19 protein-coding genes, 1 rRNA gene and 1 other annotated feature are annotated in these 24084 nt (G+C 35.7%); of the genes, 5 read left to right on the top strand and 15 right to left on the bottom strand.

Going from position 1 to position 24084, the window contains the following annotated elements; all coding sequences use genetic code 11:
- The 9 genes from BKP45_RS00005 to BKP45_RS00045 all read right to left on the bottom strand — a co-directional run.
- Nucleotides 1-362, bottom strand: a 23S ribosomal RNA gene (locus BKP45_RS00005); the annotation flags it as partial.
- 396 nt (nt 363-758) lie between these two features.
- Nucleotides 759-1641, bottom strand: a sequence feature (16S ribosomal RNA rRNA prediction is too short).
- A gap of 349 nt (nt 1642-1990) precedes the next feature.
- On the bottom strand, nt 1991-2854 hold the full coding sequence (locus tag BKP45_RS00010) for a nucleotidyltransferase-like protein (protein WP_071307974.1): 864 nt from the start codon (nt 2852-2854) through the stop codon (nt 1991-1993).
- A 219-nt stretch (nt 2855-3073) separates the two neighbouring features.
- Nucleotides 3074-3508 carry a peroxide-responsive transcriptional repressor PerR gene (perR, locus tag BKP45_RS00015; RefSeq protein WP_071307975.1) on the bottom strand — a complete coding sequence of 145 codons (435 nt, stop codon included), beginning with the start codon at nt 3506-3508 and terminating at the stop codon, nt 3074-3076.
- Between the two features lie 150 nt (nt 3509-3658).
- Nucleotides 3659-4606 carry a D-2-hydroxyacid dehydrogenase gene (locus BKP45_RS00020; protein ID WP_071387829.1) on the bottom strand — a complete coding sequence of 316 codons (948 nt, stop codon included), beginning with the start codon at nt 4604-4606 and terminating at the stop codon, nt 3659-3661.
- 739 nt (nt 4607-5345) lie between these two features.
- On the bottom strand, nt 5346-5816 hold the full coding sequence (bcp, locus tag BKP45_RS00025) for a thioredoxin-dependent thiol peroxidase (protein ID WP_071387830.1): 471 nt from the start codon (nt 5814-5816) through the stop codon (nt 5346-5348).
- Nucleotides 5817-5924: 108 nt separating this feature from the next.
- Nucleotides 5925-6356 (bottom strand): potassium channel family protein, encoded by a 432-nt coding sequence (locus BKP45_RS00030; protein ID WP_071387831.1) that lies wholly within the window; start codon nt 6354-6356, stop codon nt 5925-5927.
- 61 nt (nt 6357-6417) lie between these two features.
- Entirely contained in the window at nt 6418-7203 is a 786-nt protein-coding gene (locus tag BKP45_RS00035) for an ABC transporter permease (protein ID WP_071307979.1), read from the bottom strand.
- A 5-nt stretch (nt 7204-7208) separates the two neighbouring features.
- A complete protein-coding gene (locus BKP45_RS00040; protein WP_071387832.1) occupies nt 7209-8000 on the bottom strand; it encodes an ABC transporter permease in 792 nt (263 codons plus the stop codon).
- A complete protein-coding gene (locus BKP45_RS00045; protein ID WP_071387833.1) occupies nt 7997-8995 on the bottom strand; it encodes an ABC transporter ATP-binding protein in 999 nt (332 codons plus the stop codon). Before BKP45_RS00045 ends, BKP45_RS00040 begins: the two co-directional genes overlap by 4 nt.
- Before the next feature lie 402 nt (nt 8996-9397).
- Here BKP45_RS00045 and BKP45_RS00050 point away from each other — a divergent pair, with 402 nt between their 5' ends.
- The 3 genes from BKP45_RS00050 to BKP45_RS00060 all read left to right on the top strand — a co-directional run bounded on the left by BKP45_RS00050 (nt 9398) and on the right by BKP45_RS00060 (nt 17598).
- Nucleotides 9398-10693, top strand: a complete 1296-nt coding sequence (locus BKP45_RS00050; RefSeq protein ID WP_071387834.1) for a glutamate-1-semialdehyde 2,1-aminomutase — start codon at nt 9398-9400, stop codon at nt 10691-10693.
- A gap of 607 nt (nt 10694-11300) precedes the next feature.
- Nucleotides 11301-15770: a glutamate synthase-related protein gene (locus BKP45_RS00055; protein WP_071387835.1), complete on the top strand. Its 4470-nt coding sequence runs from the start codon at nt 11301-11303 to the stop codon at nt 15768-15770.
- Between the two features lie 748 nt (nt 15771-16518).
- Nucleotides 16519-17598: an FUSC family protein gene (locus BKP45_RS00060; RefSeq protein ID WP_071387836.1), complete on the top strand. Its 1080-nt coding sequence runs from the start codon at nt 16519-16521 to the stop codon at nt 17596-17598.
- 128 nt (nt 17599-17726) lie between these two features.
- Here BKP45_RS00060 and BKP45_RS00065 read toward each other — a convergent pair whose 3' ends face one another.
- From BKP45_RS00065 to fabL, 6 genes are all read right to left on the bottom strand, one after another.
- Entirely contained in the window at nt 17727-19457 is a 1731-nt protein-coding gene (locus tag BKP45_RS00065) for an ABC transporter ATP-binding protein (RefSeq protein ID WP_071387837.1), read from the bottom strand.
- 409 nt (nt 19458-19866) lie between these two features.
- Nucleotides 19867-20397 carry a nucleoside tri-diphosphate phosphatase gene (ntdP, locus tag BKP45_RS00070; protein WP_071387838.1) on the bottom strand — a complete coding sequence of 177 codons (531 nt, stop codon included), beginning with the start codon at nt 20395-20397 and terminating at the stop codon, nt 19867-19869.
- An 18-nt stretch (nt 20398-20415) separates the two neighbouring features.
- On the bottom strand, nt 20416-20865 hold the full coding sequence (locus tag BKP45_RS00075; protein ID WP_071387839.1) for a DUF3939 domain-containing protein: 450 nt from the start codon (nt 20863-20865) through the stop codon (nt 20416-20418).
- Nucleotides 20866-21027: 162 nt separating this feature from the next.
- Complete coding sequence (locus tag BKP45_RS00080) at nt 21028-21321, bottom strand: hypothetical protein (RefSeq protein WP_071387840.1); 294 nt, start codon at nt 21319-21321, stop codon at nt 21028-21030.
- Between the two features lie 533 nt (nt 21322-21854).
- Entirely contained in the window at nt 21855-22016 is a 162-nt protein-coding gene (locus tag BKP45_RS00085; RefSeq protein WP_071387841.1) for a gamma-type small acid-soluble spore protein, read from the bottom strand.
- A 181-nt stretch (nt 22017-22197) separates the two neighbouring features.
- A complete protein-coding gene (gene fabL / locus BKP45_RS00090) occupies nt 22198-22947 on the bottom strand; it encodes an enoyl-[acyl-carrier-protein] reductase FabL (RefSeq protein ID WP_071387842.1) in 750 nt (249 codons plus the stop codon).
- Nucleotides 22948-23078: 131 nt separating this feature from the next.
- On the opposite strand from fabL, the gene BKP45_RS00095 reads away from it, so the two are divergent.
- Nucleotides 23079-23306, top strand: coding sequence for a cytosolic protein (locus tag BKP45_RS00095; RefSeq protein ID WP_071387843.1), 228 nt, complete (start codon nt 23079-23081; stop codon nt 23304-23306).
- A gap of 243 nt (nt 23307-23549) precedes the next feature.
- Nucleotides 23550-24083, top strand: a complete 534-nt coding sequence (locus BKP45_RS00100) for a hypothetical protein (RefSeq protein WP_071387844.1) — start codon at nt 23550-23552, stop codon at nt 24081-24083.
- Nucleotide 24084 lies beyond the last annotated feature (1 nt).

Consider the following 24084-nt stretch of genomic DNA (forward strand, 5'->3'; position numbering starts at 1 on the left):
CGGACCTTTCCAGATCGCTTCGTCTACTTCGTTTCTTTGTAACTCCGTTTAGAGTGTCCTACAACCCCAAGGGGCAAGCCCCTTGGTTTGGGCTGTTACCGTTTCGCTCGCCGCTACTCAGGTAATCGAATATTTCTTTCTCTTCCTCTGGGTACTTAGATGTTTCAGTTCCCCAGGTCTGCCTTCTCATACCCTATGTATTCAGATATGGATACCATCCCATTACGGATNGTGGGTTCCCCCATTCGGAAATCCCCGGATCAAAGTTTACTTACAACTCCCCGAGGCATATCGCTGTTCGTCGCGTCCTTCGTCGGCTCCTAGTGCCAAGGCATTCACCGTGCGCCCTTTCTAACTTAACCTAATTTTTCCGTAATAAGCTGCGGATCTCTTCGTTGGCTTCTCTTTTCTGCGCTGCTCATGTATCCTTAAACATACACTCCGCTGCTCGAAAGCTCGCCGCCTCGATCTCCTTGCTTCTTCCGAAAAAATACCTGTTTTTTCAAAAGGATTTTTCGTCGAATTGAATTCTTGACTACTCAAGATTTACTCAAAGTCATAATGACTTCCGGTAAAACTTAAATGTATTGTTGTTATCTAGTTTTCAAAGAACGAGTCGGCAAATGATAAACGTCGTATTTCTTCGTCAGCTTTCACATTGCCTTACTATTTAAATGAGAGATCATTCTCTCAAAACTGAAACACAGCGTCAGCGTACTTTTCCTAAGAAAAGCATCGACTAGAGTATTACTCCATAGAAAGGAGGTGATCCAGCCGCACCTTCCGATACGGCTACCTTGTTACGACTTCACCCCAATCATCTGTCCCACCTTAGGCGGCTGGCTCCAAAAGGTTACCCCACCGACTTCGGGTGTTACAAACTCTCGTGGTGTGACGGGCGGTGTGTACAAGGCCCGGGAACGTATTCACCGCACGCATTTCACCGCTACACATGGAATTCCACTCTCCTCTTCTGCACTCAAGTCTCCCAGTTTCCAATGACCCTCCCCGGTTGAGCCGGGGGCTTTCACATCAGACTTAAGAGACCGCCTGCGCGCGCTTTACGCCCAATAATTCCGGACAACGCTTGCCACCTACGTATTACCGCGGCTGCTGGCACGTAGTTAGCCGTGGCTTTCTCGTTAGGTACCGTCAAGGTACCGCCCTNTTNGAACGGTACTTGTTCTTCCCTAACAACAGAGCTTTACGACCCGAAGGCCTTCATCGCTCACGCGGCGTTGCTCCGTCAGACTTTCGTCCATTGCGGAAGATTCCCTACTGCTGCCTCCCGTAGGAGTCTGGGCCGTGTCTCAGTCCCAGTGTGGCCGATCACCCTCTCAGGTCGGCTACGCATCGTCGCCTTGGTAAGCCGTTACCTTACCAACTAGCTAATGCGACGCGGGCCCATCCTGTAGNGTTAGGTAAACCCAACTTTTACTTTAGAACCATGAGGCTCCAAAGATTATCCGGTATTAGCTTCGGTTTCCCGAAGTTATCCCAGTCTACAGGGCAGGTTGCCCACGTGTTACTCACCCGTCCGCCGCTAATTTCAGGGAGCAAGCTCCCATCCATTCGCTCGACTTGCATGTATTAGGCACGCCGCCAGCGTTCGTCCTGAGCCAGGATCAAACTCTCCATAAAAGTGTTTGATAAAGCTCAAAATAAAACATTGACGAGATAATGTTATCTCTTTTAATTCGCTTGGCTGTGTGTTCAGTTTTCAAAGAACAATCAATGTTGTCCAAATCGCAACAAGAATTAAATCTTATCAATTTTTTCCTTGTTTGTCAACAACTTTTTTCAATAACGTCAACCGATGTTCAAATCAGCGACTTTTTAAATATACCATTTTAACCGAGTTATGTCAAACACTTTTTAAAACTTTTTTTTGAAAAATAAGTGTTTCACACTTTAAGCAACTAGCAACTGTCGTTTTTAGCGACAAGATTTATTATATCACCAAACCAACCAAAGTCAATAACTTTTTTTATCACCTAAACCTAACATAGTAAAACCTCCTAAATATTTCTTCACTATCTGTTTTCACCTTCATTATATCAATTATTCCTTTTTGAACTAGATAATCGACAAGTAAATTTAATTCAACCACACACCCTTTAAATTCAAGTTGAGTTATTACTCCTTCAATATCCACAGGTTCTTTTAAGTTTAATATCTCTATCAAGTAGGTTGCACTTAACTTTGATTTTGATGCTATCGCAAAATCAATCGCTAGAAAAAGGAGTTCTAATCTTTTTTCTAAGTTTTCACCACCAGTAACAATTTCATCATACAATTTATATATTTCTGGCTCAATACGTTTAACCTGTTTCCAAACATTAACCTCAGGATAATACCCATGTTCAATTATCGAGAGTTTAGCAAGGTGTTGTAACGAACAGACAATTGTATTGAAAGCATCCAAATAACATCCATTAAGAAATAATTTCTTACCATAGTTATATTTACGAATTAACTTCGCAAGTTCGGTTAGCATTTTTTGTTTTCTTTCCATTAAAGGAAAATCATTAATATTTTCTCGATACATAGTTATATATTCATCTTTTTCAAACAAAACCATACCACTTAGTACCCAATCAATTAGATGAGAGTCACTACTGTTTACAGAACCCCTCTCTAATTCATCTTTATTAATCCATTGTAACTGTACCAACTTATTTTTTATATCATAGTGTTCTAAAGGGTTAGGTTTAGCGCTTTCAACAATTAGTAGCACAACTGCAGAAAGATTCGGAATCCCTTCTACCTTGGACATCATTTCATTTATATACAATACCCCTAATGTATCTTCAGTAATCCTGTTATCATATAAATGATTAATCAATTGTTCCAAAGTTATACCCTCCTTAAAAACGCTTATTAATCATACATTTTCGACACTATAATAAGTGAAACCTTCTAAAAACAATCAATATTATTTCCACAAAGTTTTATAAATGGTAGAAGAGAGTGAACAACAAAAAAATGAGCCTTATCCACTCCAAGATCGGAGATAATAAAGCTCATTTGTATGTATAAAAGGAGCTGACTCAAAAAGTAGTTAAGTCAGCTATTAATGTTGCTCTTTTTTCGAACACTCTGGGCAAGTACCGTAAATTTCCATTCTGTGACTCTTAACTTTAAACCCGGTCACATGCTCAGCTAAGGTTTCCACTTCATCTAGGCCTGGGTAATGAAAATCAACTATCTTTTCACAACATTGACAGATTACATGATAATGATCAGATGTAACACTATCAAACCTACTAGACGAATCACCATATGTTAATTCTCTCACTAGCCCAACTTCTTTAAAGACACGCAAATTATTATATACAGTTGCTACACTCATATTAGGGAACTTTCCCTCCAAAGCTTTATATATTTCATCAGCTGTCGGGTGGGAAAATGAACTAAAGAGATACTCTAATATGGCATGACGTTGAGGTGTCATACGTACTTTTGTGTTCTTCAAGGAATCAAGTGCTTCTTGTAAACGATACGTCATAAACAAACACCTCTCCTTTTCATTAAATATAAATTATTATTTTATAATGTTTATAAATAGTATATTATAACTAGGAAGTACTGTCAATAATTGTACCATTAACACAAAAAATAATGACGTTAAAAGCTATTTGTAACTAAATATACTAATTTAATATCCTCTGTCAAAATCTATTTTGTTCAAATAATTTTTTTCACCTTTTAAGAATAACTTTAAATTCTCTTCAAAAATTTCAAGTGCTCTAGGTTGGTATTGAGATGAAATTCCAGACAAGTGAGGTGTTACCGTTACATTTTCCATATCCCAAAATGGGTGACTTTTTGGTAGTGGCTCTTCTACAAATACATCTAAAACAGCGTGAGTAACCTTCCCTTGATTTAAGGCTGAAATCAAATCTTTTTCTACTACATTTTTTCCTCGACCTATATTTATAAAAATTACATCTTCCATTAGATCAAATAGTTTTTTATTTAATAAACCATTTGTCATACTAGTGCTAGGAAGTACAGATACAATAAAATCACTTTCTTTTATTAATTTCTCTAGATTATCAATAGTGACAATTTCATTAAAACCGTCGACTTCTTTACCACTACGATTAAAACCTATAGTTCTCATGTTAAACACTTGCGCATATTTGGCAATTTCTGCTCCTATTGATCCTGTCCCTAGTATCCCCAATACCTTTTGATTCAACTCCATCATTGGTATGCGCCGATCCCAAGTATGATCTTGTTCATTTTGAATTAGTTGCTTAGTTTGCCTTGCTACTTGAAGCATCATGCCGATCGTATATTCAGCCATTGGTATTTTATGAATACCTCTTGCATTCGTTACTAAAATGCCTTTTTCTTTAATCGCTTGAAATGGCATCATATCTAAACCTGCTGAAATAACCATTATCCATTTTAAACTATTTACCTTTTTAATAATTTCATCCGTTAGATCCTCTCCATACGTAATTAAAACATCAGCATCTAATAACTCAGTTAGTCCTTCATCAATATTTTTATAAAAGTAGAAGGATACCTCTGGATATGTAGAAACTAATTTTTCTTTTAATCTTGTTTTTAAATTAGCAGACGAAACTACCTTCATTTATAAACACCTCTCAAAAAAGTTACCTTTATTTTAACAAACCATAAAGCTGAACTTCAATCAGTGGGGGTTTTCCTTCATCCCCCACTGATTGTTAGTTCAACTTATCGGACCTTTAGGGGCAGTTTATCCCCCACCTAAACTTCTCGATTTTCTTAAGTTTTGAGGTGGGGGTCTTACTTGCCCCTTAAGTGTGGGATAAAATAATTGTATGCTTTTCACTTACTGCTTATCTAAATAAAAAAAAGCGAGAATAACGTATATTCTCGCTAACAATGTATGAGGAGGAAAAATCAAAAACAAATTTCCTAATTTATCTATATTCACCATGAATAAAAATGTATAGACAGACGCCTCGACTTATGGAATTAAAAAACTTTAGTACAAATCCACCTCATTTGAGTGAATTTCACCATTACCAAAAAAACGTCACATAAAGCTGAACTTCAATCAGTGGGGGTTTTCCTTCATCCCCCACTGATTGTTAGTTCAACTTATACCACGGGCATAAGAATAACTAATCATCAGCTTCACTGATGAAAGTTATTCTATATCGGACCTTTAGGGGCAGTTTATCCCCCACCTAAACTTCTCGATTTTCTAAAGTTTTGAGCTGGGGGTCTTACTTGCCCCTTAAGAGTGGGATAAATCTATACCCAGTTAGAACTGACCTGCGTATCTAAATATAGTATCTTAATTGCGATAATAATGAATGATGCAATTCATTAAGTTAACTCACTTATTTCAAATTATTTTTAACGTATTCTAATGCCTCTACTACATGTTCCTTTACCTTTACTTTACGCCACTCTTTTACAAGTACTCCCTCTTTATCGATCACAAAAGTAGAGCGCTCTATCCCCATATATTCCTTACCGAAATTTTTCTTTAACTTCCAGACACCATAAGCTTCTGCAATCTCATGGTTCTCATCAGAAAGGAGCGAGAACGGAAGTCCATGTTTTTCTATAAATTTATGATGTCTATCTATAGGATCTGGACTCACCCCTAAAATAACTGCGTTTACCTCGTCAAAATTTTTATGATAGTCTCTAAAATCACAAGCCTGAGTCGTACAGCCTGGAGTCATATCTTTCGGATAAAAATATAATACAACATTTTTACCACGAAAATCTGAAAGTTTCATTGTTTTACCATTTGTTGCTTCACAAGTAAAATCAGGAGCTACCTGACCTATTTCCAATACCATATTACCCCTCCATTTTAAAACTTTAGTAAAGTAGTAAACCATGTATGAAATAATACGCGATTAATCCTACATTAGTATAAGGGTAACCAAATTCAACCAAATGTACAACTAGTTTGCTCTTATCTTTTCTTTTAAGTTAGCAACAGTAGAAACTACAAAAGCTGCAGGAAGTAAATATCCAAAAAATGCTTCAACCATCGCTATCCAACGACCGATACCTAAAGGTGTTATATCTCCATATCCGACCGACAAAATGGTCACTGCACTAAAATACAATGCATCTTCTAACAAATGAAAGAAAGATCCACCTACCCTAACTTCTCCTTCAGTCAGTACTGGCACTCCCATCAATTCTAGTGATATATATAAACAACCAAAACCTATCGCTACAGTCACATACACAAGAAATAAAATAACAAAATTCCGAACTGAAATCCTTTTACCATGAAAAATAGGTTTATGTTTTAAAATCAATAATACACTCATCATAATTCCAGCCACAGATATGAACATCACTAAAAAAAGCACAACTTTGCTCATAACAAAACCACCTCCTCATATTGTATGATCAGGTGGTTTCATTTAGGACAGGCAACAGCAACTAGTTGCCTGCACCTCGATATTTTTTTACACCAACATTCCATATACAGATCGATATTATAATAAAAATTAATCCCATTACTGGTGTTAAGAAAGCATAATAATACCATTCCTCACGCTTTAAGAAATAAGCAGCTGGATAGACCCCAACAAAAGCAAACGGTAAGATCCACGTTAAAATATAGCGAATTACTCGATGATAAATATCGACTGGGTATCTACCGTAGTTACCTATGTTATACATCATTGGCATAATATCGGTTCGACTATCTGACCAAAAACCAATGCTTGCTAATGAGATAAAAATACCAGCATAAATAAAGGCTCCACCTAGGACCATCACGATGAATACGAAAACATCATACCAAGCGATAGATAGTCCTAAACTACTTCCTGCATAATACATAATGACCAACCCAGTGACCACACCGAATAACGACTCTAGTTCCATGCGTTCCATAATAATTTGAAAAAGGCTATGAATTGGCCTTGTTAGAACACGATCCAATTCCCCTTTAACAATATAACGATCATTGAAGTCCCAAATATTAAAAAACGATGTAAATATCGCATAAGGGACTAGGAAAAAACCGTAAATAAAAATAATTTCCTCACGGTTCCATCCACTTAAAAAAGTTGTATGTCCAAATACAACCAAAATGAAAATAAGGTTTACTGCTTGGAACAGTAAGTCCGAAAGTATTTCTACAAGTGTATCCACTCTATAGGTTAGTCTTGTTTTTAAGTATTGTGCAGCATACTGAAAGAAAATACTCACATAAAACATACTTTCTATCCCCCCTGCACAATCAACTGTTTTTTAGCTATCAGCCATAACAATTGAATTGGTATTAGTAAGATTGCCACCCAGATCATCTGCAGAATAAGAGCAGAATATATCTCTTGGCCAACAAACCCCTCAGTGAAAATCATACTTGGAATATAACTGATCGCTTGAAAAGGCAAATATGTCATTACTGTTTGCGCCCATATTGGATAAAAACTAATCGGCAACAGTAATCCCGAGAAAAGGTCGATAACAACTCGCTTCGCTCTTATCAAACCAGAATTATTAAAAAGAAAAAACGTCATTATACCAGTAAGGAGATTAATCTGAGTGTTAACGATAAAGCTAAATAAAAGTGAAATAAAAAACAATCCCCAAGTTGTTAAATTGGCAGAAAAGTTTAACGGGAATAAAAATGCAACGATAAACATCCCTGGCACCGAAAAGAACAACAGGCGAAATACACCTTCGCCTAAACCTTGCATCGTTTTCATACCTAAATAGTTGTAGGGGCGGATCATTTCTATAGCAACCTTACCGTCTTTAATCTCGGCTGCAATTTCTCTATCAATGTTATTAAAATAAAATGCTCTAGCCATCCAGGCAACTGCTACATATGTAGTCATTTGAATGACTGAAAGGCCTTGAATTTCTTCCTTCCCACCATAAATAGCCGTCCACAAAAAATAGTAGGCACCTATATTAATACTATAAATTAAAATTCCACTATAGTAATTTGTTCGATAAGCCAGCATCATTAAAAAACGAACTCTTATCATTTCTAAATATTTACTCATGAAGTCGCCATTCCTTCTTCATATATTTTTCGAATGATTTCCTCAGTAGAAATCTCATTAATTTTAATGTTCTTAATTGGATCTTTCTCAACAACTTCACTAATTAATTTTGAAACTTGAGTTTCATCTCCATCAACCATTGCAATCCAAGTATATGGATCTTTCCTTTCCCATTTCACATTACCTTTCTTTGGTAATACTTCTTCAGATATATCCTTTAAAAACTGAAATTCAATTTGTTTTAATTCAACAGAATTAGCCTGTAATTGATCTAGTCTTCCGTCATAGACAATTTTTCCTTCATCTAATAACACAACTCTTTCACATAGCGCTTCAATATCAGTTAGATCGTGCGTTGTTAATAATACAGTAGTTTTATACGTTTCATTCATTTCTTTTAGGAACTTGCGAATTTTCAACTTCACTAGTACGTCTAGACCAATCGTAGGTTCATCCAAAAATAACAATGGTGGATTGTGAATGAGCGCAGCTGCTAACTCACATCTCATTCGTTGTCCTAATGAAAGCTTTCTTACTGGTTTATCTAACAAAGGACCAATATCTAACGTCTCAATTACATATCCCATATGCTCTTTATAATCTTTATCAGATACCTTATAGACCTTCTTTAACAACCTAAAAGATTCTTGAACGGCAATATCCCACCAAAGCTGCGAGCGTTGCCCAAATACAACACCAATTGTTCTAACAAACTCTTCTCGTTGTTTATGAGGATCCATTCCATTGACGATGACGGATCCTGATGTAGGTGTCAAAATACCAGTAAGCATTTTAATGGTAGTCGATTTACCAGCCCCGTTTTCACCAATATAACCCACCATTTCACCTTGTTTTATATTTAATGAAATATCATCTACTGCAGCCATAACTTTGTAATTTCTAGTAAACAAGTCTCGGAAAGCTCCAGTTAGTCCTGAACGACTTGAATAAGACTTAAATTCTTTACGTAATTTTTTTACCTCTATTACATCCATTCTTAATTCCCCCTGAATTTTTCAACGAGTTAAGTGTAACTGGTGGTCTTCATTACTTCAAGTAGTCTGTGAAAATTGAAGGGCTATGGTATAAAATAATTTCAGATCAAGAACTAGAAGTGAAAAAAACAACTAATTTATGAACAAGGAATACAATGATCAATGTTGTCGAACAGCAAAGCATAAAGTTACATAGTAAGTCATCATTCATGCTAGAATATGTAGGACCTTAAATGAAGGAAGATTTAAGGCATCTCTCTAATGTTTTTTTAACTTAGTAAATTTCATCATTACATTGAATACATCGACACAAACTAATTCTATTCAAAATGCGCTAATTCAACTAACTATAGTAACTCAGTCGAATAAACTTTTGAGTATTATTGTTTTAAGGAGGAAATTATGGAATTTCAAAAATCAGAACTTCTATATAATGAAGCACTAGAACATATCGTTGGTGGCGTTAATAGTCCATCACGCTCGTTTAAAGGGGTGGGTGGTGGCACGCCAATTTTCATGGAAAAAGCAAAAGGGGCTTACTTTTGGGATGTAGATGGAAACAAATATATTGATTACTTAGCTGCATACGGACCATTAATTACTGGCCATGCTCACCCCCATATAATAGAGGCAATTACAGCTGCCGTAAAAAATGGAGTTTTATACGGAACACCCACAATTCTAGAAGTGAAATATGCAAAAATGTTAAAAGAAGCCATACCATCTATGGAAAAAATTAGGTTTGTAAACTCTGGAACCGAAGCTGTTATGACAACTATTCGTGTTGCACGAGCCTACACGGGGAGAGATAAAATTATTAAGTTTGCTGGATGTTACCACGGACATTCTGACTTAGTCTTAGTCGCCGCCGGGTCCGGACCATCGACTCTCGGAACACCTGACTCGGCTGGTGTTCCTAAAAGCATTGCCCAAGAAGTCATTACCGTACCTTTTAATGATATTGATGCATATGAAAAAGCCTTACATAAATGGGGTAATGAGGTGGCCGCTGTTTTAGTCGAACCAATTGTGGGTAATTTCGGAATTGTCGAGCCTTCTTGTGGATTTTTAGAAAAAGTTAACGAACTTACTCACAAGGCAGGAGCGCTTGTCATATATGATGAAGTAATAACAGCATTTCGCTTCATGTATGGTGGAGCACAAAACCTTTTAAACGTAGAGCCGGATATAACTGCTTTAGGAAAGATTATTGGTGGTGGACTACCAATAGGCGCCTATGGTGGAAAAAAGGAAATCATGGAACAAGTAGCACCATTGGGGCCTGCTTACCAAGCCGGGACAATGGCTGGGAACCCAGCATCAATCAGCGCAGGAATAGCTTGTCTTGAAGTTTTAAAAGAGCCTGGAATATACGAAAAGTTAGATCAATTAGGGAAGATGCTAGAAGAGGGAATTGAACAACTTGCAACTACACATCAAATTCCTATTACTATCAATCGACTAAAAGGTGCGTTAACTATCTATTTTACGACTAAAAAAGTTTCTAACTATGAACAAGCCGAACAGACAAATGGAGACATGTTTGCTAAATTCTTTAAATTAATGTTAAAAGAGGGAATCAATTTAGCACCTTCGAAATACGAAGCATGGTTCCTCACAACCGAACATACAAAAGATGATATCGCACTTACATTAAAAGCTGTTGAAAACGCATTTAGGGCTTTACAAAATGAATAAACATACATTATATACCGCCCTGAAGAATATTAATCAAACTAATTTGTACTTAAGGGGCATAGAACCCCACCTCTAAGCGTAGTATAGGTGGGAACTTCCATTCAGGTGGAGTTGAGACTCCATCTGAATTTCCGATGTTCTAGCGAAGCTAGAACGAGTTCTCTTTGAAAAAGAAACCGATCAAAAAAATCCTTTACTTAAACGAACTTGCCACTAATAAACCTTCACATATTAATTGTCGCTCGTCCATTCGAATAAATACAAATAATTGATTTAAATATTAACAAGTGATATACTTATTTTATAATTCTGACAATTCAACTAACATACTTCTGTCGTTACCTACCAATCTAGTATTGGTTTTTTTTAAGATTGATTAAATTAAATTTCATAATCTAATAAACATAACTACAACTCTATATTTGGTTAAGAATGGTTCAACTCAACCAGCCTAAATGTCCATCTAATAAACGAGCGCACAATACCGCCAAATGGCGTAAACAAACTCATACATCATATGTTATAGACTTTAGCTTCTATCCCATTTCTTAATAAAGCTAGTCTAACTTTTTTATTGGAGGTGACGGTCAGTACTTGACCAAATACTATGAAAATTAAATGGAGCCCCGAACACTTTACTGGTTTTAAGAATGAAGAGCATGACTCATGCGGTATTGTTTCTGCCATTGAAAAGAAGCGTATCCCAACAAAGAAGAATATTGATAATTGTATTAACGCATTGATAAAAATGAATCACCGTGCAGGCTTTATTAATGAAGAAGGTGATGGCGTTGGTATACACATCGATATACCTCGTGCTCTCTGGAAAGAAAAGTTACATGAAGTCAATCAAACCCCCAATATTGTAGATAATCCAAATTTCGTTGTCGGTCACTTCTTTATAAGTAAGGAAACTGATGTAACAAAATCTAAAGATAACATTAAAGTTAAATTTGCAAAAGCTAACTTAGAGGTTGTCTATGAAACTGATCAAGTAACCAACTCTGATGCATTAGGACCATTGGGACGCAGAGAAGAGCCTTACTTTTGGCAAGTAGCTTTACTTGCCAATGACAATGTCGAAAATCTCTCTAGAAAATTATTTGACTTAACAATTGAAATCGAAAAAGACGCTTATATTCACGTTACCTCTCTCAGCCAATACTCTGCTGTTTACAAAGTAATGGGTGCTGGTGATATCTTACCTAAATTCTACAAGGATCTATCTAATCCATTAGTAGCTTCTACTATGACACTCGGCCATAATCGCTATTCCACAAACACATTATCAAACTTTTTTCGTGTTCAACCATTCAGTCTCTTAGGACATAACGGAGAAATAAATACGATTGCTAGATTACGTGACGAAGCAGCCATGCTAGGCGTGCCTCTTGTAGAAGGTGCTAGCGATTCCCAAGATTTAAGCCGCATCTTAGAAACATTCATCTGTAGACATAATTATTCTTTATTTGAAGCTCTTGAAATTATGTTCCCACCAATCATAAATGAAATCAAATCTTTTCCAGAACACTTACAAGATTTATATACGTATATTCGCGAAGCATGGGGCCATTTTGCCCAAGGTCCAGCTGGTATCATCTCAAGATATGGAGATGAAGCGGTATTTTCCTTAGATTCGTTAGGATTGCGTCCTCTTTGGATGATAGAAAATAAAAGTACGTATTATTTTTCTTCTGAACAAGGAATTTTAACCACTAATGAATTTGTTTCTGATCCTAAACCACTTGCCCCTGGTGAAAAAGTTTCCTTAAAGTGGAATAGAGACGATATTCAAGTTTACTTTCACGATGAAGTTCAAGAAGAAGTCTATAATCGGATGAAAAAACGACTGAACTTTACGGGGAGCCGTAAACGTTTAAGTACAAAACTAGAGAACATTAAAACACCTCATAAAATGAAAATAAAAGTAACAAACAATTACTATTCAGCGTTTGGATGGAATCGTGAACACATTCAAATGGTGGAGCAAATGGCTGAAAAAGGTGTAGAACCAATTCGTTCATTAGGTCATGATGCCCCTCTTGCATCTCTTGATCAGAATCGTAAAAACTTGGCTGATTTTATTAAAGAAAGTGTAGCAGTCGTGACAAATCCAGCAATCGATAGAGAACGTGAAATGGAACATTTCTCAACTCGAGTTATTGTTGGTAAGCGTCCATCACCATTTACGGATGCACCATTTCATGTTATCGAGCTAGCATCACCACTCGTAATTGAAGGTTCACCTGGTGAATTTATAGCTAGAGAGAATAACCACCCATCTTATGAGCAAGTAATGGGAAACTTTAAAAATAAAAATGAAGTTTATTATATTGCTATCTCCTTTTCTAAAGAGGAAAAAATTGAGGATGTATTAAAACGATTAGTTGAAGAAGCTGCCTTAGCAACGAAAAACGGTGCCGCACTTATTGTCCTAGATGATGAAAAAGCACATAAGGAAGATCAATTGTGGTTAGACCCTCATTTAGCCGTTTCTGCCATTGACCAAGGGTTAACAGAAATGGAACTAAGACGTGGCTGTTCAATCGCTGTACGGTCTGCTAGTGTTCGTTCATTACATGATGTAGCTGTAATGTTTGGGTTAGGTGCAGATATCATTAATCCTTATTTAATGTTTGCAACAGTTGTTGAACAAAGTGATGAACCAGCAATTAAGCTTTTCACCGCATTAAACAAAGGACTAGAAAAAATTATTTCTACAATTGGTATACATGAGTTACGCGGGTACGGTCGTTTATTTTCATCGATTGGTTTGAATAAAGAAATTGCTGATGTATTAAATATTGTAAATTTCTTAGGGTCAAGCGAAGTAGTTCTTAACTTTAAAACATTAAAAGAAGATGCTTTAGCACGCTACAAAGATTTTCATAGCGACAAATCAAAACCAGGAAAACTTTTTCATTTCTTCCCTCGTATATGGAAGTCAATAGGAGACTTAGCAACTGGTGCCGCAACTTACGAGGATTATAAAAATAAGCTTAATGAACAAGAATTAAAAAATCCTATTTCTATTAGACATTTAACAGATATAAAGAAATCAAAAAAGAAATTAAATCCAGAAGATGTTAATATCGGTATTAAAAAGCATAGTCTCCCATTCATTATCAGTTCTATGTCATTCGGTTCTCAAAATGAAATTGCGTTCCGAGCTTACGCTGAAGCTGCCGAACGCCTAAATATGATTTCGTTAAATGGTGAAGGTGGAGAAATCAAGGATATGTTAGGTAAATACCCGAATACAAGAGGGCAACAAGTTGCTTCTGGTCGCTTTGGGGTAAATGTAGAGCTCCTTAATTCAACAAATTTAATCGAATTAAAAATAGGGCAAGGAGCTAAACCTGGTGAAGGTGGACATTTACCTGGTTCTAAAGTAACGGCAAAAGTAGCAGCGGCTCGTAATGCTACTACTGGATCAGACCTTATCTCACCATCTAACAACCATGATATCTATTCAATTGAAGATCTTGCTCAAATAATTACAGAGTTTAAAACTGCTAATGACCAAGCGAAAGTAGCCGTTAAAGTACCAATCGTCCCAAACATAGGAACTATCGCTGTAGGAATTGCTAAAGCCGGGGCTGATTTTATTTCATTAAGTGGGTTCGACGGCGGTACCGGTGCTGCTCGTGTTCACGCTATCCAACATGTCGGCCTACCAATTGAAATTGGTGTAAAAGCAGTCCATAACGCCCTTATTGAAGCAGGACTTCGAAATTCTGTTGAAATCTGGGCCGACGGCGGAATGCGTAGCTCTCTTGACGTTATGAAAATTATCTTATTAGGGGCTAACCGAGTTGGATTTGGTACATTAGCGATGATCGCGGTTGGTTGTACAACTTGTCGTGGTTGTCACTTAGATACTTGTCATGTCGGGATTGCAACACAAATCGAAAGTGAAGAACAAGCTAAAGAACACGGGTTGCGTCGTTTCGTTCCTCGGCAGTTTGATTTGGCCGTTAATGGATTGATAAACCTTTTCACAGCATTTGGAAATGAGTTGAAAGTACTTACTGCATCTTTAGGTGTAAAGCGTACACAAGATCTCGTCGGACGATCAGATTTACTAGAGCAAGTACGTGGTAAAGAATTAATGGATTTAACTAGTATGTTAGAAACTATTTCAGTAACTGATATTTCTCATTTTGATTCTCATCAGCAAATGGAAAAAACTGCGTTATCACTTGCAGTTGGAGCTGAATATTTAGATGGAAACGTAGACGAACTTTCTCAATCTAGAGAGTTCACTTCTGTAACTGCAGAGCAACGAGTGCTAGGAAGTCGCGTTTCGTGTCATCGAGTAAGAGGAAAACTCGATGGTTCTTATCGGAACCTTCCTGAAGTAACCTTAAATTTTAAGGATGGATCAATTCCTGGGAATGGACTTGGCGCATACAATTGTGCTGGTGTAACTATTAATGTAGTAGGTGGGGCTCAAGACGGCATTGGAAAAACTTCCTTTGGTGGCTCGTTTGCAATTTTAAAATCTGAAGGAGCTGACGGTAGGTATTATAATGGATCAGTCGGTAAAGGAGCAGGGTATGGCGCTCAAAAAGGACTTTTCATTATTCAAGGAAATGCCGATGCGAGAGCAGGGATTCGCCTTTCTGGGGCAGATATGATTATTGGTGGCCGAGTAACAAAACCACTTCGTACCGATTACTTTGCAAACATAGGTACACACGCTAATATAAAAGGATTTGCTTTTGAATATATGACAAATGGCCGTGGTGTTGTTCTAGGAGATCCTGGTCCATGGATTTGTGCTGGTATGACTGGTGGGATTGTTTATCTACGTCACCAACCTGAAGTTGGCTTAACAAAGGAAGCTCTTCTTAGACGCATTGCAAAAGGAGCTCACGTCACAATTCAGCCGTTAACCAATAGAGGAATTGATGATTTAACAGAACTATTGACTATTTACAAAGATATACTAACGAAGAATGGTCAATCAGAAGAAGCTGAAATCATCGGTATGTTGCTTACTGAGCCAGAAGAACATTTCTTACAAGTAATCCCGACAAAAGAGCAGGCAGATCCATCAGTTTCTACAGAATAATAAGAAAAGCGCAAGCGCCTTGGTCACGAGCAGCTGCTCCTGTGCCACTCCGTTTGCTCAAGAGCAAAGCCGCTTCGAAGTAATCCAAGTAGTAGCTTCACTGGGGCGGCCTTTGACAGAAGCCGCTCTTTGGCTTCTTACATGCTTCTGCATCTTCAAGTACTGCTTCGTAGTAAGCTTCCTCGAAGCAGTGTTTTGTGCGACGAGTAACCGCAGGAGCAATTGTTTTCCGTGCGACGAGTAACCGCAGGAGCAAAGCTGCATGAAGCTAATCAACGAAGAATTTCAAGCGGTAATTGAAGTCAGTTGCTTGACTGAAGTGACCGAGCTCGTAGGCGCTTGCGCTAGACAGTTTCCAAGTTAGAAATTTATAAATTCTGGTGTATAAAAAAATATTGAGTACATTATAAATGCACAATACGCGAACAACATTATCTTTTATAATGTAAAAATAATATCTTTTCATTTTCTATCTCCAAAAGGTCAAGTTTACCAGATTTATCACCTGGTAAACTTGACCTTTTTTAAAGAACCTTATTTCATTTTTTTGTCAATTTTGAAAACGAAATCATTTTAATACTAAAACTTTTTTATCTTGATTGTTTTATAAATTAAGTGTATATTACCTTTCGATGGATTAAGTTTAGTGCGGTTGTTAATAATACTTGTTTAACAATCAAATAATAGGATATAGGTAAAAATATTTAGACTATAATAGAAATTTATAACGAAAGGAATTAATAAAGATATGAAACTTGGAGCCCGGATTTTTAAAACCGGTTTATCCATTACACTTTCGCTTTACGTGGCTCTTGCTTTTAATTTGCAACCACCTATGTTTGCTGCTTTAGCAGCTACATTTGCTATTCAACCTTCAATTTACAAAAGCTTTCAAACAATACTAGAACAGGTTCAGGCAAACATTATTAGCGCCATACTAGCTGTAATATTTGTCCTTACATTCGGTCATGATCCCTTTGTTGTTGGTGTCGTAGTTATCATTGTGATTGCTATTAATATTCAATTAAAAATGAACTCAATTATTCCACTTGCAGTAGTTACCGTTATTATTATTATGGAAACTCCTACAGATGATTTCATTACTTTTGCAACAACTCGATTTCTTTTGATTATGATTGGTGTATTTTCAGCATTTATTATTAATTTATTATTCATTCCACCTAAGCACGAAACTCAGCTTTATTACAAAATTTCTAATAGTACTGAAAATATTATTAAGTGGATTCGTCTTTTAACGAGGAATGATGCCAAGCATAAAATGCTTAAGAAGGATTTATCAAAACTAAAAGAATCGATGATGAAAATTAACAATCTCTTTCTTTTATATAAAGAAGAGCGAAATTACTTTAAAAAGCGACAATATGCAAAAGGAAGAAAAGTTGTACTTTTTCGCCAAATGCTAGCTACTTCAAATAAAGCACTAACGATCTTGAAATCACTAAACAGAAGAGAAAATGAACTACATCATATGCCGGAAGAATTACAAATGCTAATTCGAGATCGACTTGATTATTTAACAAATTATCATGAACGTATCCTTCTTAAATATGCTGGTAAAGTAAAATCTCACACAACTGACGAATGTATTCAAGAGGTTTGCCACGGCAAAAAAGAGTTAACAGAGCTTTTTATGAACTTTTATAAAAAAGAGGATATTGACTCAAATGAATGGCTTCACCTTTTCCCAGTTATTGCTCAAATTATTGAATATAGTGATCAATTAGAATACTTAGATAAACTTGTCGACAGTTTCTTTACTTACCATAAGCAAGAAAATGAAGTGAATCTTAAGGATAGAGAAGAATAGTTATTAGTCATTTGATTGATACGTGGCTTACTGAAAAAAAGTCCAATACCTATAGGTATTTGGACTTTTTATGTATACGAGTTCCATGCTTATCTTTCATTCAAGATACACTTTATTTATTGTACTTGTTAAATATCAAATAATTTTCGATACGTTCCACCACGATTAAGCAACTCATCATGTGTACCGACTTCAGAAATTTGCCCATTTTCAATTACAACGATTCTATCCGCATGTGTAATTGTTGAAAGACGATGTGCAACGATAAATGTTGTACGATTTTTTGCTAATCTCTCCAGAGCGACTTGAATCCAATGTTCACTTTCATTATCTAGTGAAGATGTTGCTTCATCGAAAATTAATAACTTTGGACTTTTCAAGAACACTCTAGCTATAGCAATTCTCTGTTTCTGACCACCAGAGAGTTTTACTCCTCGCTCACCAATTTCTGTTTCGTAACCCTCGGGTAAGCTCATGATAAACTCGTGAGCATCTGCTGCTTTTGCTGCAGCTATCACTTCTTCTTCAGTTGCAGCGGGGTTGCCCATTAATATATTAAACTTAATAGAATCACTAAAAATAATATTATCCTGTAAAACCATTCCAATTTGATCTCTTAATGAACGCACTTTATAATTTCTTATATCCTCACCATCAAGGAGAATTCTTCCTTCATTCACATCGTAAAATCTAGGTAATAAGCTTACTAACGTACTTTTTCCCCCACCACTCATTCCGACAAAAGCGATAGTTTCACCACTACGAATAGTTAAATTAATATTCTTAAGAACTGGCTCTTTGTCTTCGTCATAGGAAAAAGTCACATTTTCAAAACAAACATCACCTTTAACATTCTTTAATTCTTTTGATTTTGAATGATCAACGATATCATACTTTTCATCAATAAATTCAAATACTCTATCCATAGAAGCGACTGATTGTGTTAGTGAGGTTGAAGAATTCACCAGACGCCTTAGCGGATTATAAAGTCTATCCATATATAGAACAAAGGCACCCATTGCTCCGATACTTAAATCTTCATTAATAACTAAAAATCCAGCATAACCTATGACTAATAAAGGAGCAATATCGGTAATCGTATTAACAACAGCAAACGTTTTTGCATTCCACTTCGTATGATCAATCGCTTTTGATAGAAAATTAAAGTTCCTTCTATCAAACTGTTCTTGTTCATAATTTTCAAGAGCAAAACTACGAATAACAGTCATACCCTGTAGCCTTTCATGAAGGTGACCTTGAACTTCTGCTAATGCTTGTGAACGTACTTTAGTTAACATTCGTAGTCTACTATAAAAGAATTTAATCGAAAATCCGTATAACGGTAGTAGCGCTATAGCTACAATTGTTAACTTTACATTCATTGTAAACATAATAATAATTGCCACAATTATGGTAAACATATCAAGCCAAACATTCATTAAACCTGTAATAATGAATGTTTTGGTTTGTTCTACATCATGTATTACTCTTGAAATAATTTCTCCAGATTTACGATTTGAATAAAAGCGGAGACTAAGTTTTTGGATGTGTGAAAATAATTGATCACGAATATCATATAAAATTTTACTACCGGTCCATTGCGCAAAATATTGGCGATAATATTCGATAGGCGGTCTTAACAAGACAAAAATAACAAATACAATCCCCATTAACCAAACTAATTCTGTTATTTTTTCATTAGCAGATTGATTTCCACCAATTATGTGATCAATAACATATTTTAAGATAAGTGGCATAGCTAGAGGAATACCGAATTTTAACATACCAATAAAAATTGTCCCAATAATTTCTTTCGTATAAGGTTTTACAAAAAGTAAATAACGTTTAATACTATCCATTAAATCACCACCATTTTTAAGAAAAGCGCAAGCGCCTTGGTCACGAGCAGCTGCTCCTGTGCCACTCCGTTAGCTCAAGAGCAAAGCTGCATGAGGCTAATCAACAAAGGATTTCAAGAGGTAATTGAAGTTAGTTGCTTGACTGAAGTGACCGAGCTCGTAGGCTGCTTGCGCTAGACAGTTTTAAGTTAGAAATTTTATACTTTCTTACCTGATAAAAAAGCATAAGCGCCGCAGCTCTAGACGTCATAAATAATTGTGCTTGTTGTTTCTACAAGAATATCCTCGTGTTGAATTACTTGTACAATGCTACATAAAACATTGTATTTTTTGATTATAAATGTAACGTAACCTCGACTAATTGTAAATGTCGAGGTTACGTTTTATTACAACGTATTTAAATTCAGAACTAATCACGATATTGTAGAAACCTTTCATACCACATTTCTACAAAATGAGGATCAAAAGGACCTTTCCGTTGAGTAATCCAACTAATTAGTTCCGTCATACTTTTTTGAATAATGCTATCTAACGCCTCAGGATAGTTCATTAATTTACGATGCTGCTCATACTCATCTTCATCCAAAATTACATATGTCATATCTGGAAAGACTTTAATATCTAGATCGTAATCAATATACTTTAAGGCTTCTTGATCCCATGTAAAAGGTGTTCCTAAATTACAATAATAGTATATTCCATCTGAACGGATCATCCCAATTGTATTAAACCACTTTTCAGAGTCAAAATAACAAATCGCTGGCTCTCTAGTTCGCCAATGCCTGCCATCTGCTTCTTGGACTAAAATACGATCATTTCCACCAATAACAACATTCGACGTCCCTTTTAACACAATGGTTTCTTCCCAAATTCGATGTATAGTCCCGTTATGTTTATAGCTATGAACTTGAATGCTGCTTCCTGTCTTTGGGAAACTCATGCTAATCTCCTTTCTGTATTATTCAGGACGCCGATGAGTCACCATTTTATCCCTTTTATCAAGGTATAATTCAACTTCAGGTTTATTATGCAAATAATGCCTAATTAAGTAATAGCTGATTTTCCTATCCGGATTCCCTGGAATAATGGGTTCTTCACCTGTTTCCTGCATATACTGATCTACTGCTTTTTGAACATTGTCAATTTGCTTAGGAAGTTCAGCTGTTTCAAATATTTCAAACGTTTCTTTGGACATATAAAAAGGTTGACTAGGCAGCCCTTTTAGCGTCCCTTTTAATAAATGAAAATCAATGGAGTGATCATCTAAGATTAATGTTCGAAGTGAGATGCCTTGCTTAAGTCCGTCCGCATATTCATTAACCGCTTGTCTCACCTGACCAATTGTAACATTGATGATTTGTTCCTTTACTTCTCCTTTCTGCTTGCTTTTTCTTTTTTTAAAGAACAATGATTTCAACTCCTTAAACTTTCGAATATTTGAACAACATTTCCCCATTTTATTAGTGCTTTTTTTTCTATCATATCTATTATACAGTTTTAAAAGTAAATTTGAAATGAAACAACCACCCTTTTTTAGGGTGGTCCGGAATTTAACTATAAAATAAATCTATTATCCACAAAATGTTTGCACATATTCTTCAGACCTATGCTGAAAGGCCTTTCTTAAATGATCATATAACTCCTTTTTTTGTTGTAGCTTTACTTGAATATAATGAATCGCAAACTCTGTTTCTACTTGCTCATCTTTACAACCTAATGCTTTTTTATGAAGTTCTCTATCGCGTTTCAAAACCAATTCTTTCTCTAATTTTTCATAATACTCAATCTCATTTTCAATAGCTATTATTTGATCGGCAATCTCTACTTGAATTTGGACAAGTTTTTCAAAATCATTATGTCCCACTATATTCGCCTCCTAATAAAAGCGCTAGGTAACTGAATGTAGGCAAAACCAGAAGAACATACACCAAATACCGGTCGATAAGTAGACTGAAAGTGCCTTAAAGTGGTTAAGCCTAGCTACCTCGAGCTAGATTACATTCTAACTATAATTTTCCCTTCCAATATCCTCGGATAAAAATAGGTTTTTAATTGAGTGAATTTCATAATTACCTAAATGGAGCTACATAAGTCTAAATGTTATTAGAAACGGTCTTTATCCAACAATATTTAGTATCCTAGTAGCGAAAATTAATAATTTATAAGTTCATTAAATTTTGTAATAGCTATTTCTATATTGTTATATTGCTATCAATTTAGGATCGTTCACTCCTAACTAGAAGAATCCTTTTATAACTCTAATAATTCGATGTATTAAAAGTGTTTCCTTTGACTAGTTATGTAGATGCGTAAGAACTTTTGTAGAAATATATGATTTGATTAAGCTTACAGAAACAGGAAAAAGCACTCCTTCGTGTAAAGGAGTGCTTTTCTCAATTATTGTTGTTGTTGACTTTTCTTTTGAGCTGATTGTTGATTTTGCTGACGAACTTCTTGAACATCAGTTTCGCTAGCAAATTCTTGGCTTAGCCCTTGAGCAGAAGATTGGTTTTGTTGTTTAACTTTTTGTGCATTAGTTTTTGATGGATTATTTTTCATCACTATCACCTCCACAAAAATTAATATCTCCTCACGATGTGATTTTATCCAAAAAAATATTAATTTTATTTAATGGAGTGAATTTCAGTATTACCTAAATCGAGCTACATATAGTATCTCACTGGTGAGAATAATGAATGATGAAGCAATAAATAGTGTAGAAAAAACATTATATGCTTAGTTAAACTAATAAAGAAATACCACCATCTACAATAATAGTTTGCCCTCTAATCATTGAAGCATCATCAGATAATAAAAACATGACTGCATTAGTTAAATCAGTTGGGGTAACTATTCTCCCTGCCGGTGTTCTATTTGCCGCATTTTCTAAAATTTCTTCACGGTTTGGAAAATGAGTTAATGCATCTGTATCAACTGCTCCACCTGAAACAGCATTTACTACAATGTTTTTTGCAGCTAATTCAACTGCTAAATACCTCGTTAACGCTTCAAGTGCTGCTTTCGAAACTCCGACCACAGTATAATTTTCTAAATACCGAATAGAGCCTAGTGAACTTAACGATACAATTTTCCCACCACCTGTTTTTTCCATTCTTCGCGCAGCTTCTTGCGCACAAAATAGAAGAGCTTTACTATTAATATCCATTGTCCAGTCCCAGTGAGTTTCTTCTAACTCCATTATAGGCCTTAACACACCAGAAGCAGCATTGTTAACAAAGACATCTAACCGCCCAAAGCGCTCATCGATTTGAGTAAACATTTCTTGGATTTTTTCTTTTTTTCCAACATTAGCCTTAACAATTAGTACATTGCTTCCTAAGGCTTCTAGCTCTTTTGCAGTTTCAATTGCAGCTGTTTTATTTCTTGCATAATTAATGACAATATCATAACCTATACTTGCTAATCGAAGTGCAATCTCTTTTCCGATTCCTCGACTGCTCCCTGTTACAAGTGCAACTTTTCGTTCCATATATAAGCCTCCTACAAAGTATGTACATCAAACATTATACCGAATACTTATTATTGTTACTACAAAGACTAGAAAAGATGAGAAAAACTCATCTTAATTAAATAACGGTTCGCCTGAGGAGGGAATTGTTCATGTATGTTGGCCGTGATATGACTGAGCTCTCAATGATGTCTAAAAAAGAATGGACAGATAAAGAATTAGCTTATTTTCATCGAAGCTTACAACAGGTGGTTCCTTATTTAAATGCTGAAGGCGTAACAATCCACAGGGAAATCGTTAAAGAAATTATGTCTCGAGGCAGCATGTCTCAGGAAGACGAAGCAAGTTATGAGCACGGGTCAAGAGTTCATTTTGAATAGTTCAAAATGAAAAGCTTGCTTCACAATAAAGCTGAACTTCAATCAGTGGGGGTTTCCTTCATCTCCCACTGACTGTTAGTTTAACTCATACCACAGGCATAAATAAAAAGTATAGATTTCTATCCTTAAAGGTTGAGTTTTAACTCAGCCTTTTTTTATACTAATTTGGACTATAGTTTTATTTTTAAAAAGATGGAAGCTTGAAACAGGCTAAATTTCTATATTTATAAAGGGGAGAAATCCATGTTTGATCCGACAATTTATGAAAATTTAAAGGTTGTATTGGAGGGGCAAATTTATGAGCGCGATTTTAATAATGAAATAATTATTGTAGATCGGCAAGACAACATTGACCTAGCGTCAATGTCTCGTCAATATGTTATTACTTTCTCGATAAAAAGTGGCTCAAAGAATTATCAAGCTAAAGTAAAACTAAAGGCGGATTCTAAAGACCTCTATGGTGAAATCTTAGAAAAAGAAACAATAAGTAACTGTGGGTGCCATTTGATGCTTTCTTTAAATGGTCCATTAACAAACATTTCTTCAAACCCCCAAATAATCAAACAAATGTTAGAGAACAAATGGAATAAACGACCTATAATAACTCAAGAAATATATTACACTTGGAATCCAAACGAAGCTCATCAATATTTTTTTAAAACCATCTTAAGCTTCGATCGAAAAATTAATGAAGATCATATAGATGATTTCGATCAAATAATGAATCTTCTAATTGAGTCTCTACTACTAGTGGAAAAAATTAATACAAACCCTTGAC

The sequence above is a fragment of the Anaerobacillus alkalidiazotrophicus genome, assembly GCF_001866055.1.